The 15,435-nt window shown below is 72.2% G+C and carries 10 protein-coding genes; 5 read left to right on the top strand and 5 right to left on the bottom strand.

Annotated elements, in window-relative coordinates; all coding sequences use genetic code 11:
* Positions 1 to 113 precede the first annotated feature (113 nt).
* Complete coding sequence (gene rtcR / locus WMF44_RS38145) at positions 114 to 1,766, bottom strand: RNA repair transcriptional activator RtcR (RefSeq protein ID WP_437294965.1); 1,653 nt, start codon at positions 1,764 to 1,766, stop codon at positions 114 to 116.
* Between the two features lie 204 nt (positions 1,767 to 1,970).
* On the opposite strand from rtcR, the gene WMF44_RS38150 reads away from it, so the two are divergent.
* The 3 genes from WMF44_RS38150 (at position 1,971) to argF (ending at position 5,349) form a co-directional block, all read left to right on the top strand.
* Positions 1,971 to 3,197, top strand: a complete 1,227-nt coding sequence (locus WMF44_RS38150; RefSeq protein WP_437294966.1) for an RtcB family protein — start codon at positions 1,971 to 1,973, stop codon at positions 3,195 to 3,197.
* 52 nt (positions 3,198 to 3,249) lie between these two features.
* Positions 3,250 to 4,269 carry an RNA 3'-terminal phosphate cyclase gene (gene rtcA, locus WMF44_RS38155; RefSeq protein WP_437294967.1) on the top strand — a complete coding sequence of 340 codons (1,020 nt, stop codon included), beginning with the start codon at positions 3,250 to 3,252 and terminating at the stop codon, positions 4,267 to 4,269.
* A 144-nt stretch (positions 4,270 to 4,413) separates the two neighbouring features.
* Positions 4,414 to 5,349 (top strand): ornithine carbamoyltransferase, encoded by a 936-nt coding sequence (gene argF, locus WMF44_RS38160; protein WP_437294968.1) that lies wholly within the window; start codon positions 4,414 to 4,416, stop codon positions 5,347 to 5,349.
* Between the two features lie 15 nt (positions 5,350 to 5,364).
* Here the strand turns inward: argF and WMF44_RS38165 are convergent, their stop codons facing one another.
* Positions 5,365 to 7,875: a PAS domain-containing protein gene (locus WMF44_RS38165; protein ID WP_437294969.1), complete on the bottom strand. Its 2,511-nt coding sequence runs from the start codon at positions 7,873 to 7,875 to the stop codon at positions 5,365 to 5,367.
* Between the two features lie 241 nt (positions 7,876 to 8,116).
* On the opposite strand from WMF44_RS38165, the gene WMF44_RS38170 reads away from it, so the two are divergent.
* Positions 8,117 to 8,677 (top strand): hypothetical protein, encoded by a 561-nt coding sequence (locus WMF44_RS38170; RefSeq protein ID WP_437294970.1) that lies wholly within the window; start codon positions 8,117 to 8,119, stop codon positions 8,675 to 8,677.
* A gap of 28 nt (positions 8,678 to 8,705) precedes the next feature.
* Here the strand turns inward: WMF44_RS38170 and WMF44_RS38175 are convergent, their stop codons facing one another.
* Positions 8,706 to 10,319, bottom strand: a complete 1,614-nt coding sequence (locus WMF44_RS38175) for a hypothetical protein (RefSeq protein WP_437294971.1) — start codon at positions 10,317 to 10,319, stop codon at positions 8,706 to 8,708.
* Positions 10,320 to 10,892: 573 nt separating this feature from the next.
* Here WMF44_RS38175 and WMF44_RS38180 point away from each other — a divergent pair.
* Entirely contained in the window at positions 10,893 to 13,229 is a 2,337-nt protein-coding gene (locus WMF44_RS38180; RefSeq protein ID WP_437294972.1) for an AAA family ATPase, read from the top strand.
* 66 nt (positions 13,230 to 13,295) lie between these two features.
* Here WMF44_RS38180 and WMF44_RS38185 read toward each other — a convergent pair whose 3' ends face one another.
* Both WMF44_RS38185 and WMF44_RS38190 read right to left on the bottom strand, forming a co-directional pair.
* The gene (locus WMF44_RS38185) at positions 13,296 to 14,423 is read right to left on the bottom strand and encodes a DUF4419 domain-containing protein (protein WP_437294973.1); all 1,128 of its coding nucleotides are present in this window, start codon (positions 14,421 to 14,423) and stop codon (positions 13,296 to 13,298) included.
* Positions 14,424 to 14,937: 514 nt separating this feature from the next.
* Positions 14,938 to 15,288, bottom strand: coding sequence for a hypothetical protein (locus WMF44_RS38190; RefSeq protein WP_437294974.1), 351 nt, complete (start codon positions 15,286 to 15,288; stop codon positions 14,938 to 14,940).
* Between the last annotated feature and the right edge of the window lie 147 nt (positions 15,289 to 15,435).

The raw sequence follows: 15,435 nt of genomic DNA on the forward strand, positions 1-15,435 counted from the left end.
CGGCGCGGCCCACGGGAGCGTCGCGCATCGGGCGCGTGCGGGGCTCGACGGTTCGTCGCCGCAACATCGTTGTCCGGGGCTCGGTCCTGGCCCCGTGATAGGGAGAGCCCTCTCTACGCGCCCCCTGCCACCTCGCTCCAGTCGATGTCGAACCGCGCCAGGTATTTCCGCAGCCGGTCCGCGTCGTTGACGCTCTTCTTCTTCGCGCGCGACGCGGCGAACAGCACCCGTCCCGCCTCCGACAGCGACCGCGCGCCCTTCAGCACCCGCAGCACCTCGGCGAGCTGCACCCGGTCGAACGGGTCGAGCGCCGCCGCCCGGCGCGCGCCGAGCGCCGCGACCACGAGATCGTCCCCGTCGGTCCCCTCCCCCGCCGCGCCGCCCCCGGCGAACGTTCGCCCGCCCGCCGCCGGCGCTCGCCGCCAGGCCTCCACCAGCCGCCCTATCTCCTCCTCCACGATCGGCACCCCGATCCTCCCCCCGGGCGCGAGCGTCGCCATCCGCGTCACGGCCGCGTTGAAGTCGCGGAAGTTGCCCGGCCACACCGCCTCTCGCGACGTCGCGAACTCGAGGAACCGCGCGCGCGCGTCGCGGCTCATCGTGATCCGCACGCCGAGCAGCCGCGCCGAGGCGTCGAGCTCGTAATCGAGGTTCGGCGCGATGTCCTCGACCCGCTCCCTCAGGCCCGGGAGCCGGAAGGTCCACAGGTTGATCCTCGCCAGGAGGTCCTCCCGGAAGCGCCCCGCCACAACCTCCAGCGCGAGATCCCGGTTCGTGCCGGCGAGCAGCTGGAACTCGCTCCTCACCTCCCTGTCCGAGCCGACAGGCAAGAACGCCTTCTCCTCGATCGCCCGCAGCAGCATCGCCTGCTCGTCCGCGCCGAGCTCGCCGATCTCGTCGAGGAAGAGCACCCCCCCGTGCGCCTTGCGCAGGAGCCCCGGGCGGTCCTGGAGCGCCCCCGTGAACGACCCCTTCGTGTGCCCGAACAGCGCCGACATCGCCCCGTCGCCGCGGATCGTCGCGCAGTTCAGATCCACGAAGTCGCCGCTGACCTGCCGGCGGCCCTTCTTGAGATCGTAGATCTTCCGCGCGAGCTGCGATTTCCCCGCCCCCGTCGGGCCCATCAGCAGGATGGGCGCGCGCGACGCGATCGCCACGTGCTCGATCCGCTCGATCAGCCGGTTGTACGCCGCGTTGCGCGTGTCGATGCCGCTCTTCAGGAACGACACCCCCTCGCGCTGCTCCTTCTGGAACCGCGACGCGATGCGGTCGTACTTCGAGAGGTCGAGATCGATGATCGTGAACGACCCGGCCGCGAGCTCCTCACGGTCGCGCTTCGGCGGCGACGTCTGGATGAGCCGACCCGGGAAGTACCGCGACTCCGTGAGCAAGAACAGGCAGATCTGCGCGACGTGCGTGCCCGTCGTGATGTGGACGAGGTAGTCCTCCCGGTCCGGCGCGAACGGGTACGCCCGCGCGAAGTCGAGGAGCGCGCCGTACACCGCCTCGAAGTCCCACGGATCGTCCACATCGACCACGTGACCGCGGATGTCCGTCTCCGGCGAGGCGCGCCGCACGTCGCCCATCACCGTCTCGGCCAGGCCCTCGAAGCGGCGCTGGTAGAGCAGCTCGAACCGGTCGACGATCAGGTCCTCGTGCTGGCACAGCGCCACGCTCGGGCGCCAGCGCGACCAGCGCTCCGCCGTCTTCCCGGTGTCCAGCGTCGGGCCCAGCATGCCGAGGACCACGGTCGTCTTGCGCGCCATAGAATGTTCTCTAACCATCTTATACATACATCTAATCCGCAGGACCAGCGGCCCGTGATCGCCTGGATTTCGAGTGGCACGCGCCGTGCGATACGCAGACACAGGAACGACAGAGCGACGGAACGACAGAGACCGACGGACCCCGCCGCGGACGCGAGCCGCGGCGCGCGCCGGAGGGCTCGACCCCTCACCGGAGATCTTGCCATGGAGCGAAGCTACAACGTCATCCCCACGGACTCGGGCGTGCCCATCAAGGCGTGGACGGTCGGCGTGCCGTTCGAGACCGCCGCGGAGGCGCAGCTCAAGAACCTCGCCGCGCTGCCGTTCATCCACAAGTGGATCGCCGTGATGCCCGACGCGCACCAGGGCATCGGCGCGACCGTGGGGAGCGTTGTCGCGACGAGCGGCGCGGTCATCCCGGCGGCGGTGGGCGTCGACATCGGCTGCGGGATGATGGCGGCGCGGACGAGCCTCTCCGCGTCGCAGCTGCCGGACGCGCTGCGCGGGCTCCGGGCGGCCATCGAGGGCGCGGTGCCGCACGGCCGCACCGACAACGGCGGGAAGAACGACCGCGGCGCGTGGCGCTCGCCGCCCCCGGCCCAGGTCGCGGCGTGGGCCGAGCTCGAGCCGCGGTACCGGCAGATCGTCGAGAAGCACCCGCGCATCGGGCGCGGCTACGCCGTCGAGCACCTCGGCACGCTCGGGACCGGCAACCACTTCATCGAGCTCTGCCTCGACGAGGAGGACCGCGTCTGGGTCATGCTGCACAGCGGGTCGCGCGGCGTCGGCAACCGGGTCGGGAGCTACTTCATCGAGCTCGCCAAGCAGGAGATGAGGCGCTTCTTCATCAACCTGCCCGACGCCGACCTCGCGTACCTGCCGGACGGGACGAGGCACTTCCACGACTACATGCAGGCGGTGTCGTGGGCGCAGGACTTCGCGGCGGTGAACCGCGAGCTGATGATGGCGCAGGTGGTCGAGGCGCTCCGCGGCTCGGGCGAGCTGCCGCCCTTCGACGCGACCGTGGAGGCGGTGAACTGCCACCACAACTACGTGGCGCGCGAGCACCACTACGGGAAGGACGTGCTCGTGACCCGCAAGGGCGCCGTCCGCGCGCAGGCGGGTGATCTCGGGATCATCCCGGGCAGCATGGGCGCGCGCTCGTTCATCGTCCGCGGGCTCGGCAACCCGGAGAGCTTCTGCAGCTCGAGCCACGGCGCGGGCCGCGTCATGTCGCGGGGCGAGGCGCGCCGCCGCTTCTCCGTCGCGGACCACGAGGCGGCGACCGCGGGCGTCGAGTGCCGCAAGGACGAGGACGTGATCGACGAGACGCCGGCGGCCTACAAGCCGATCGACGACGTGATGCGGGCGCAGAAGGATCTCGTCGAGATCGTCCACACCCTGCGGCAGGTCGTCTGCGTGAAGGGGTGAGCCGCGCGCCCCGGCGCCGTGATATCGCTGATCCAGGGGAGAGCCGACCGCCATGCTGACCATCGACGGATCCATCGGAGAGGGAGGGGGCCAGATCCTCCGCACGACGCTCGGCCTCTCGCTGATCACCCAGACGCCCGTCCGCATCACCTCGATCCGCAAGGGCCGCGCGCGCCCGGGCCTGATGCGGCAACACCTGACCTCGGTCCGGGCCGCGGCCCAGATCGGCCGCGCCGAGGTGTCGGGCGCCGCGCTCGGCTCGCAGGAGATCGTGTTTCGACCGACCGCGATCGTCCCCGGCGAGCACACGTTCCAGGTCGGGAGCGCGGGGAGCACGACGCTCGTGCTGCAGACCGTCCTGCCAGCGCTGCTCCGCGCGCCCGCGCCGTCGGCGCTCACGCTCGAGGGCGGCACGCACAACCCGCTGGCGCCGCCGTTCGACTTCCTGGACCTCGCCTACCTGCCGCTCGTGCGGAGGATGGGGCCGGACGTCACCGCGACGCTCGTGACGCCCGGCTTCTACCCGGCCGGCGGCGGGCTGGCCCGCGTCTCGATCGCGCCGGCGCCCGCGCTCGCGCCGCTCGAGCTCCTCGAGCGCGGGGAGATCCGCGCCCGGCGGGCGGTCGCGACGGTGTCGAACCTCCCGGGCGCCATCGCGGTGCGCGAGCTCGACGCGGCGGCGGCGGTGCTCGGCTGGGAGCCGGGCTGCTTCAAGCCCAGCGTGCTGAGGGGCGGGAACGGCCCGGGCAACGTGCTCACCATCGCCGTCGAGAGCGAGCACGTGACCGAGGTCTTCACCGGGTTCGGCGCGAAGGGCGTGCGCGCGGAGTCCATCGCCACGAAGGCGGCCGAGGAGGCGCGCGACTACCTCGCGGCGGGCGTCCCCGTGGGCGAGCACCTGGCCGATCAGCTGCTCTTGCCGATCGCCCTCGCGGGCCGCGGCGCCTTCCGGACCGTGCGCCCGTCGTCCCACACGACGACCCACCTCGGGCTGCTCCGAGATCTCCTCGGGATCCGCGCGTCGGTCGCGCAGATCTCGGACGCGGCGTGGCAGATCGAGATCTGGCGCTGAGCGCGGTCCACGGCGGATCCGCCGCCGATTGACGGCGACGTCCCGGTTGTGCCACATCACGACGGGCGTACGGCGCGCCCCGCGTCGCGGGCTGCCCGCGGCACGACGGCGCGCCCGGACGGCGGCGACGCGGAAGGCGGGACAATGGCGAAGCGCGATTACCTCAAGATCACGGACACGACCCTGGCCGAAGCGCACCGCGTGCTCAGGCTCGCCGCTCGCCTGAAGGAGGAGCCGAAAGGGCGGCGCACGACGATGCTCGCCGGCCGGGCCGTCGCGGTCGTCCTGGAGAAGGCGAGCACGCGCACGCGCGTGTCGTTCGAGGTCGGCATCGCGCAGCTCGGCGCCCAGCCGGTCGTGCTGAGCACCCAGGGCAGCCAGCTCGCCCGCGGCGAGCCGATCCGCGACACGGCGCGCGTGCTCGCCCGGTACTGCGACGCGATCGCGTTCCGCACCTCGTCGACCGCGCGCCTGCTCGAGATGGCGGAGGCGAGCGTTCCGGTGATCAACGCGCTCTCGGACGACGGCCACCCGGTGCAGGTGCTCAGCGACATCTTCACGATCCAGGAGGCGCTCGCGGCGAGCGGGGACAGGACCGGCATCGCCGGCCGGCGCGTCGCGTTCCTCGGCGACTGCGCGAGCAACATGGCGCGCTCGTGGCTCGAGGCGGCGCCGCTCTTCGATTTCCACCTCGTGCTCACGGGGCCCGAGGGGTACATGCCGCCCGCGGACGAGGTCGAGCGCGCGCGGAAGACGGGCCACGTCACGATCACCCACGACCGGCTCGAGGGCGCAGCGGGCGCGGACGTGGTGAACACGGACGTGTGGGCGAGCATGGGACACGAGGCCGAGGCGGAGAAGCGCCGCGCCGCGTTCGCCGGCTGGACCGTGGACGCCAAGGTGATGGCGAAGGCCGCCCAGCACTCCATCGTGCTGCACTGCCTGCCGGCGCACCGCGGCGAGGAGATCGACGACGAGACGCTCGAAGGGCCGCGCTCGCGCGTGTGGGATCAGGCCGAGAACCGGCTGCACGTGCAGAAGGCGCTCATGCTGTGGCTGCTCGGCGTCGAGCTGGCCTAGAGCGGGCGCGCGGGGTCAACCGAGGAGGGCGCCGCGCCGGGAGCGGGCGGGGGTCCCGTCGCCGCTCGAGCGGCCCGTGAGGTCCGCGACGACCTGCACCAGGTCGGCCGGGTCGATCGGCTTGGCGACGTGCTTCTGGAAGCCGGCCGAAAGCGCCCTCCTCCGGTCCTCGATCCGGGCATAGGCGGTCAGGGCCACGGCGGGGATACGCCGGATCTCGTCCCGGCCCGCCGCGCGGAGCTGGTGGATCAGCGCATAGCCGCTCTCCCCCGGCATGCCGATGTCGCTGAGCAGGACATCGGGCCTCAGCCGCTCCAGGATGCTCATGGCCTCGCTCGCAGAGCCGGCCGTGGTGACCCGCGCGCCCGCTCCCTCCAGCAAGAACGCGAGCATCTCCCGGGCGTCCGGCTCATCCTCGACGACGAGGACGTGAACGCCGAAGAGCGGCGACGGCTCCCCGCTCCGCAGCGGGGCGCGCCCCGGCGCGGACGGCGGCCCCTCGTGCGCGGCGGAGGGCGCCGCGGGCAGGGGGAGCGTCACCGTGAACGTCGCTCCTGCCCCCTCGCCCGGGCTTTCCGCCTCCACCGTGCCGCCGTGCAGCTCGACGAGGTGGCGGACGATCGCGAGCCCCAGGCCGAGCCCGCCGTGAGCCCTCGTCGGCGAGGAGTCGCCCTGGCGGAAGCGGTCGAACACATACGGCAGGAACGACGTGGCGATGCCCTTGCCGTTGTCCATGACCGAGATCGCGACCTGGGAGTCGCTCCTCCCCACCCGGACGGCGACCAGCCCTCGCTTCGGGGTGAATTTCACCGCGTTGGAGAGCAGGTTCCACATGACCTGCTGGAGGCGATCCGGGTCGCCGCACACGTGGCTGAGCCCCTCGCCCGGCTCGACGCGGATCTCGATCTCCTTCGCCTTCGCCGTCGGCGTGATGGTGTCCACGGCGGCCTCGATGACCGCGGCGAGATCCACGGCGATCGTGCGGAGCCGCAGCTTGCCCGTGATGATCCGGGAGACCGTCAGGATATCGTCGACGATCTGCGCCTGCGCGTGGGCGTTGCGCTCGATCGACGCCATGCCCTGCTTGACGCGCTCCGGGGCGAGGGCCTTGTCCTTGATCAGCCGCGCCCAGCCGAGGATTGCCGTGAGCGGCGTCCGCAGCTCGTGGGAGACCGTCGCGAGGAACTCGTCCTTCATGCGGTTCGCGTCCTCGGCCCGGAGGCGGTCCTTCTCCGACTGGGCGAGCGCCTGCTGCTCGCGGCGGAGCAGCTCCGTGCGCTCGTGCTCGAGCTGCTTCAGCTCGGTGATGTCGACGACGGCGCCCGTCAGGAACAGCGGGGAGCCGTCCCGATCGGCGACGATGCGCCCGCGATCGTGGACCCACCGGATCGACCCGTCGGCGCGGACGACGCGGTGGATGATGTCGTAGATGCAGCGCTCGCGGACGCTCCGCTCGTGCATGGCGATCACCGCGTCGAGATCTTCCGGGTGGACGCGGGTCAGCCAGTCGCCGATGGGCTGCGTCGTCTCGCGCTCGTCCAGGCCCAGGATGCGGTTCAGGCTCGCGTCCCTCGTGTCGTACCGCGTCTCCAGGTCGACTCGCCACGTGCCCACGTCCGCCGCCCACGTGGCCAGCCGGAGCCGATCCTCCCGGTCCTGGAGCGCGCTCTCGATCCGGAACCGCTCGGTCAGGTCGACCGAGGCGCCGACCATGCGGATCGCCTTGCCTCCCGCGTCCCGGAGCACCGTGCCGCGATCGAACACGCGGGCGACGGAGCCGTCGCCGCGGTAGACGCGGTACTGCGCCGACCAGGTGTCGGCGTCCCCGTGGAGGAGCTCCTCGAGCGCGCGCACCATGCGGTCGCGATCCTCCGGCAGCACGCGGTCCACCCACCACGCGCCGGTCGGGGCCGTCTGCTCGGGCGTGTAGCGGAAGACATCGTGAAATGTCGCGTTGCGCTCGACCCGGTCCGTCCGGACATCCCAGTCCCAGATCGGGTCCTTGATCGCTCGACCGAGGAGGCGATAGCGCTCGTCCTGTACGTCCGCCTCCAGGCGCGCGGGCGGCTCGCTGGCCCCTGCGTGCGCGGCGCCGCCGGCGGGGCCTGCGAGCGCGACCGCGGCCTGGTCGGCGAGCGCCTCGATCAGCCAGGCATCCTCGCCGGAGGCCGGGGCGGCGCGCTCGACCGCGAGCACGCCAGAGACACGGCCGCTGACGATCAGCGGCGCGGCGGCGACGTGGGCCGCGCCGTCCAGCGCTCGCGCTATCCCGTCGTCGGCGCTCGGGAGCGGGCGGCCAGAGAGCTCGGCGAGCAGCGCCGGATCGAGCCCCAGCGCCGCTCGCACGACCGGGCGCCCGTCCTCGTCGTTCAGGATCAGGACGGCCCTGCCGGAGCCGCTCAGGCGCGCCGCCGCGGAGAGGACGATCTCTTGAACCGCGAGCGCCGAACACGCCGACGCGAGCGCGCGGCTGGCCTCGGTCAGCGCGCGGATCTGCGAACGGTGCCTCTCCTCGTGTTCGATCACAGGCAGACGACCCTCGGCTCCAGCATGAGGGTACTCTCGCGGACGATGGGTGTGCATCCCTGACCAGATCAGCCGGGCACGCTCTTGGAACACGGCGCCACCCCACAAGAGCACGAGCAGGCGGTATGCCTCTTGCGGCCCTGTCATAGGAGCACGTGGACATGCGCGCCAGCCGAGCCGCAGGCGATCCGGCGCAGAAAACTTGGCCCGGTATCCCGATTCCTGAGCAAACCCGCGCAGCGTGGATTTCCGCGACATGCCGCCCGAGCTCCTCCTGGCCGTGGCCAGCGCGGCGCTCTCCTTCGGGTTGGTCCAGACGCTCCGGCTCACGTGGAGGCGCGCATGGCAGCGGCGCCGGCTCTCGCGGTGCCGGGAGCAGGGCGCCGCGGGAGAGGCCCGCGCCGAGGCGCTCCTCCGCGAGCTCGGCTACACCATCGTCGGCCGGCAGGTCGCGGTCTCGTACGGAGTCCAGATCGACGGCGAGCCGGTCAGCGTCGGGCTCCGCGCCGACTACCTCGTGGCGCACGGCCCCAGGCGGTATGTCGCCGAGGTGAAGACGGGCCGGCTCGCGCCGCGCATCGACACGCCCGCGACGCGGCGGCAGCTGCTCGAGTACCGCGTCGCGTTCGACGTCGACGGCGTGCTCCTCGTCGACGCGGAGTCCCGGCGGGTGCGGTCGGTGGTGTTCCCGCTGCCCGCCGGCGCCGCGGCCGCGTCACCGTACGGCGCGCGCCTCGCGTGGGTCCTGGCGGCCGTCGTGGGGGGCCTCGTCGCGGCGATGGCCGCGCGCTCCGCGGGGTGACGCGGGCGCGCGGCGGGCCACGGCGCGGCTACGGGCGGCTCGCGGCGCGGCGCGCGCGGCGCCTGCGGCCGGCGAGCAGCAGGAGACCGAGCCCGAGCAGGCCGACCCTGGCCGGCGAGGCCTCCGAGGTCGCGCCCGCGCGGCAAGCGCAGGACGCGTCGGGCTTGTTGCCGCCCGTGCCGCCGCTCGCGCCGCCGGAGCCGGAGCCGGACCCGGAGCCGGAGCCGGAGCCGGTGGTCAGATCCACCGGATCGTCGAGCCCCACGTCGGGTCCGATCGGCCCTCCGCTCGCGGCGGAGGCGGCGCCGCCGTGGACCACCGGCTCGCCGCAGACCCCGTTGACGCACGGCGCGTTGCCGGGGCAGACGGCGCCCGCGCACGCGTCGGCGCAGCTCCCGGCGACGCAGACCTGCCCGGCAGCGCACGTCTTGCCGTCGCAGCCGGTGTCGACGCAACGGCCGTCGCCCCCGCACACCTTGCCGGTCGGGCAGGTGCGGCAGCCGCAGTTGGACTGGCAGATGCCTCGCTCGCAGACCGCGCCGTCCTCGCACTCGATGTGGGCGCAGAGATCCACGCACCGCCCGAGCTGGCACTCCTGGTTCGCGGGGCAGACGACGCCGTCGCACCCGCCCACGCAGTTGCCGCCGATGCAGATCTGGCCGCCGGTGCACTCCTTGTCGATGCACGCCTGCTCCACGCAGAAGCCGTCGTCGTTGCAGACGAGGCCGGGGTCGCAGACCACCTCGCCGCGCCCGCAGTACGGCACGCACGCCCCGCGGTTGCACACGTAGCCCTCGTCGCAGAGCCCCTGGCCGTTGTCGACCTCGCCGTCGCAGTCGTTGTCGATGTTGTCGCAGGTCTCTTTCTGCTCGCCGGGCTCGAGCACGGGCAGGCACTGGACCTCGCCCTCGGTCGCGCAGCCCGTCCTGCCCACGGCGCACGCGCCCTGCAGGCCCGTGTCGCAGATCTCGCCGCCGCCTTTGCAGGTCACGCCCGTGATGTAGTAGACGAAGTCGTTGAAATCGCCGTCGTTCTCGTACCCGCCCTGGTTCCCCTTCCAGCTCGTCGCGGTCACGGGCAGGTCCTCGAAGGCGACATAGAACGCGTCGGGCTCGGCGGTCGACGTGTAGATCAGCGTGGTCACCCACGGCTCGTTCGGCGTGCAGCTCGTGCAGACGGTGTTCAGCTCGCGCTGCGAGAACTTCGTCTGGGTGCAGTAGGTGCCCGCCTTGCCGATCAGCGCGAAGCCGACCAGGCCACCCTGGTACCGCGCATCGTTCCGGATGTCCGCCGCCGAGAACTGCCGCGGCGTCCAGTCGTGCTGCCCCGCCTGGGTGGTCTCCATCGTGGCCAGCGGGCAGAAGTCGTTGTCCTCGCAATTGAACGCCGTCGAGGTGTCCGCGGGGATCAGCTCGTAGATCTGGTTGTCCGGCGGGCGCGTGCCGCTCGCGTTCGCGTTGTACCAGCCGAACGCGACCTTGCACCCGCCCCCGCGCAGCACGAGCTCTCCCGAGAACCCGCAGAGCGGCGAGAAGACACCTGGCTCCGTGCTCGCGTCGGCCACGGGATCGATGTCCTCTCCCCGGTACCCGAAGAGCCCATCGAGCGTGACGGCGTCCCTCGGGAAACCCCGGCCCGTCACGAGGTTAATCTCGTTGGCGCTGACCGCCGTGGGCAGGCGCGTGCCATCCAGCTGCTCCACAGCAGCGCTCGCGGGCACGGCCCCCGCGAGCGGGGCAAGCGACAGGAACAAGGAAACGGCGGCTCGAGCCGCGCGGCGGCGAGGCGTCGTGAAGTAAGGCGTTTGCGGCATGAACACCACTCTACACCTCCCGAGGAGACCAGGGTGGATGAGATTACACATCTCCGCACGGCGAGAATTATGCAGCACGGTTGTTCCTGCGTCGCGGCGCGCGGCCGCTTTGACGCACGCCGTCACCACGACGCATGGAGTTGATCTGACGTTGAGTTGACCGCCAGCGTATTCCGGCGCCGCTCCACCTCGCGCCGGGACAGGCCTCCTCGGGGCGCTGCGCGGACGACTGCGGCGGAATCGGCACAATGGCACAATGGAAGAGGGGAGCAATGAAACGACGGCGCGCGCAACGAAACAACCCACCGCGCGGCCGATCAACGCAGCGACGCTCCCGGCGCGGGGTGTTGCCCGGGTGTGGTAGGCTCGCGCGGTCAGGCTGCGCGTTTCCACCGCCACCGTATGACCAAGAAATCGCTCCGCGTCTATTTCATCGCCCACCACGACGGCCGCTTCACCGGCATCCTGCTGCGCACGTGGGCTTTCCTCTTCGATCGGCCGGCGCCGTCCGCCTATGGCGCCTCCGAGGACGAGGTGCTGCGCGCGATCGAGGTCGAGCTCCACGCGAGGCTCGCCACGGACGAGGACGATCTCGATCGCTACCTGTGGGACGAGTCGTTCGAGGTCCGCTCGCTGGACGTCGACGTCCACCCGCAGACCACGGTCAAGCGGACGGCCGTCGTCGGCCGGCGCCAGATCCCGCTGCGGCTCACGTACCTCGCGAGCAAGCTCGCCGAGGGCGGCGTCCGCGTGATGCTCCCCCGCTTCGGCTGGTCCGTGGTCCTCGAGGATCTCTCGATCGCGCCCGACGTGCTCCGCCAGCTCGTCACGAGCGCGCTGCTCGGCGAGTCCCCGCGGTCGCTCTTCGATTTTCGCCGGGAGGGAGACGAGTACGTGCGCCCGTGGTCGCCGCGCCGGATGGAGCGCGCCGGCCGGAGCGCCCGGCGCCCGGAGGACGAGCGCCCCACGCTGCACGCCGTCTCCGAGGATCTCGTCGAGAAGGCCGCGCGCCAGCGGCTGCCGCTCGCGGTGGGTGAGTCCGAGGAGCTGGAGCGGGCGCTGCCGCTGTTCGACGCGGCGCGCGCCGCGCACGCCACGTCGATGCCGTCGATCCTGCTCGTGGGCGGCCCGGGCGTCGGCAAGACGACCTGGGTCCACCGGCTGGCGCGGCGGTTCGCGGCGTGGCGCAGGGACAAGGCGCGCGCGAGCTCGCCGGGGCTGTTCAGCACGTCGGCCGACAGGCTGCTCGCCGGGATGAAGTACCTCGGCATGTGGCAGGCGAGGTGCCTGAGGCTCGTGAGCGAGCTGTCGCACGAGGGGGATCTGCTCCACGTCGGCGCGCTCCTGCCGCTGCTCCGGCCGCAGCCGGACGGCGCGTCGATCGGCGACGTGTTCCTGCCGGCGCTCCGGACCGGGGAGGTGAGCCTCATCGCGGAGTGCACCGAGCCGGAGCTCGAGGCGTGCCAGCGCCGCGCGGCCTCGCTCGTGGCGTGCTTCCAGATCGTCCGGCTGCGCGAGCCGGACGCGGCCGCGGTGCCGGCGCTGCTCGCGGAGTACGAGGCGCGGAAGGACACGCGCGTCCGGCTGCACCCGGCGGGCAAGAAGCGGCTGGTGCAGCACCTCGCGATGTTCCGGCGCGACGTGCTCTTCCCCGGCAAGGCGTTCCGCTTCTTCGACTGGCTCGCGCAGGAGGCCGGTACGCGGGCCGGCGCGGAGGCGGAGGCGGCCGGCGGGGCGCCTTCGCGCGTGCTGTACCCGCGGGACGTGTCCGAGGCCTACGCGCGCCACTCGGGGTTGCCGATCGAGCTCATCGCCGACGAGATCCCCGCGAGCGCCGAGACGATCGCGCGCGGGCTGAAGCGGCGCGTGATCGGGCAGGACGAGGCGTGCGACACGGCGGCGCGGGTGCTGGCGCGCTTCAAGGCCGGGATGAACGACCCCGAGCGCCCCTGCGGCACGCTGCTGTTCGTCGGCCCGACCGGCGTGGGCAAGACGGAGCTCGCGAAGGAGCTCACGCGGTCGATGTTCGGCGACGAGGGGCGGATGATCCGGCTCGACATGAGCGAGTACAGGCTCCCGGGCTCGTCGGCGCGCCTGCTCGCGGCGGGGCCGGACGCGACGACACTGGCGCAGCGCGTGCGGCAGGAGCCGCTGTCGCTCGTGCTCCTCGACGAGATCGAGAAGGCGCACCGCGAGGTGTTCGACCTCCTGCTCGCGATCCTCGGCGAGGGGCGGCTGACGGACGAGGACGGGCGCCACGTCGATTTCCGGATGGTGCTCATCGTGATGACCTCGAACATCGGCGTCGCCGACCGGGCGCCGGTCGGCTTCGGCGGCGACGACGAGCGCGCCCTGCCCCTGGGCGCGCGGCGCGGGGCGCCGGCGGGCGTGCGCGAGCACTTCCGGCCGGAGTTCGTGAACCGCATCGACCACGTCGTGCAGTTCCGGGGCCTCGGGCGGGACAGCGTGCTCAGGATCGTCGATCTCGAGCTCGCCAAGGCCGAGGCGCGCACCGGGCTCGTGCGGCGCAACCTGAGGCTCCGCGTGCTGCCCGAGGCGCGATCCTTCCTGGCCGAGGCGGGGTTCGATCCGAGGCGCGGGGCGCGGCCCCTGAAGCGGGTGATCGAGGAGCGGGTGATCACGCCGATCGCGGCGCGCATGGCGGAGGATCCGGGGTGCAGGGATCGGGAGGTCGTTGTGGCGGGCGGGGGCGCGGGGCTCGAGGTGCGGTTCGGGTAGCTCGATGGGCCGGCTCGCCCGGCTGCGAGGGGCCGGCGCGGCCCTCGCCGAGCGCCCTGCCGCCCCTCAGCGCGCTTCGGCGCGCTGCTCGGCCGTGGTGCCGGGCTCTTCCTCTCCATGCACGACGGCCCACGCGAACTCCGGGATGAGCGCGAGCGAGTGCTGGTCCTGCGTGACGCCGATGAGGCCGCTGATGAACTCCAGGGGGTGTTCCCGGCGCTGCGCATCGATGAACCGCAAGGGCGCGCTGGTCAGCCCCGGCGGGATCCGAGCGAGCCCAGGCCCCTCCGGCGCCGCCAGCGCGGAGAGCGGGTTGCGCCGGGCCTCCGCGGCCCGCCACCGTTCGAGCCAGCCGTCGAGGAAGGAGCTCGGAACGAAGTGGTCGGCGGGCCAAGCGCGCAGGTAGGGAAAGAGCACGTGGATCCACCCGGTGAGCTCATCCGCGGCGTTCTCGTACCGGAAAAAGGCGCGCCAGAACGCTGGATCCTGGCGGCCCTCCGCCGAAGCGACGATCTGGTCGAGCACCGGCAGGAGGGCGTGAGCCCAGCGCTCCGCCCCGAAGGGGCCGAACGCCGCCGCGCGGTGGCGCACCCAGCGCCAGTCGTCCGCCGTGCCGAACAGGTAGATGCGCGGGATCCCACGATCCGGAAAGCTCATGTCCGCGGGGAAGGGCGGCTGCCACGCGAAGTGCGGCGCGAACGGCGTCATCACCGTGAGCTCCGACGCCACGCGCTCCACCGGTCCCGTGGTCGAGAAATTGGCGGTCACGAGCTCTCGCAGGCGGCCGACCCGCGCGGCGATCTGGGTGGAGAGATCCGGGAACACGACGGGCCACGGGTTGACGTGACCCAGCGTGAAATCCGGCCCATCGATCTTCAGCTCGAAGTCGCTGTCCTCGACGAGGAACTGACGCCGCTGCTCCTCGTTCGCGGCAACGTGGAGCGTGAACCCCCGGGCAAGGCAGAACCAGATCACGTCGGGCGAGAGCACGAGTGGATAACGCTGCGTAAAGGCCATATAGGCCGCCTGGACGAGCGGGTGCACATCGGTGCGTCCGACGAGGGGCAGGCGATGGCGGTAGGCGGCCTCGACGGGCGAGACGAGCAGGCTCTGCACCGAAGCTTCTTCGTCGAACGCGGGCAGCGGCGCCGTCGAAGGCGCGACCTCGGCAACGTCGATCGTCGTGACGCTCATGGCTCCTCGTCCTCCTGGCCCTGCGCGACGGCTTCATGGGCCAGCGCTGCCGTAGATGGAACCTCGTACACAAGCGCGCCGCGCGAGACAACTCGCGCCGGCGGCAGCCGCGCAGCGAGCGGGCTCAACGCTGGAATCGCCTCGGCAGCACCTCGACCTCGTCGGGCGCGCCGACGCAAGGCCGCGCGCCGGACGCGGGAGCGGAGGGGCAGCAAGCGCTCACCCACAGCGGAACATTCCAGTAAAACTGACACATCCGTGCGTGCAATGAGAGCGCCAGGTTACCTGCTCGGCGGACCGACGGCAATCGCGATGCTTGTCGCCGCGTCGCCCTGGATGCATGCGCGGATTCGGCCCCGGCGGGGAGCGCCACAATGGCGCGAACGTGCGGGATCTCCCGGTCCACAGGGCGGATCCGGAGAGATTCGCGGTTGGCCCCGAGCTGAGCGACATGGCACGGCATATCCCGCCTGAAAGCGAGGATCGAGGCGCTTGGCAGCGCATGAATTTCGCGTCATTCATGGCGCATGCCCTCCTCGCGCAGCTCCTCGCGCAGCCGTTCGCCTTCGCCGTCGAAAGCCACAGGGGTCCGCTCCGGGCTGCGCGCCCAGGTGAAGAGCTCGGGCAATTTCGCGCATCCCCTGACCGACGCCGGCAGCACGTCGAGCAGCGCGGCCGCGCCCAGCGCCGTGAACCAGGCCGCGGCGCCCAGCCCGACCCCGAAGCCAGACCCCTTCTCCGGCTGGGATCCGGTCACGCGGAAGAGCACAAGCAAACCGAGCTCGCCCGGCCCGACGACCACGACGACGGCCGCGCCGCAAAGTCCATCAGGGAGCCAGTTCGGGAGCACGACGACCGGCAACAACAGCCCCAATGTCGGCCGAGCACCCACCAGCGCGCCAAGCTCCCCGACCGCGACGCCGAGGCCGCCGCTCTCCAGCGCCGGGAACCTGCAGGATCCGGTCAGGCCTCGATCCGCCGATGGCGGCCTCCCCAGGGGCTCCACACAGCC

It is taken from the genome of Sorangium sp. So ce426, from assembly GCF_051475585.1.
In the GTDB taxonomy this organism is placed as follows: Bacteria; Myxococcota_A; Polyangia; order Polyangiales; family Polyangiaceae; genus Sorangium; species Sorangium cellulosum_B.

Bases quoted from the DNA above. Each gene is read 5' to 3' on its own strand.
- rtcR (WP_437294965.1), bottom strand. From the start codon at position 1,766: ATGGCGCGCAAGACGACCGTGGTCCTCGGCATGCTGGGCCCGACGCTG.
- argF (WP_437294968.1), top strand. From the start codon at position 4,414: ATGGCGAAGCGCGATTACCTCAAGATCACGGACACGACCCTGGCCGAA.
- WMF44_RS38180 (WP_437294972.1), top strand. From the start codon at position 10,893: ATGACCAAGAAATCGCTCCGCGTCTATTTCATCGCCCACCACGACGGC.
- WMF44_RS38185 (WP_437294973.1), bottom strand. From the start codon at position 14,423: ATGAGCGTCACGACGATCGACGTTGCCGAGGTCGCGCCTTCGACGGCG.
- WMF44_RS38150 (WP_437294966.1), top strand. From the start codon at position 1,971: ATGGAGCGAAGCTACAACGTCATCCCCACGGACTCGGGCGTGCCCATC.
- rtcA (WP_437294967.1), top strand. From the start codon at position 3,250: ATGCTGACCATCGACGGATCCATCGGAGAGGGAGGGGGCCAGATCCTC.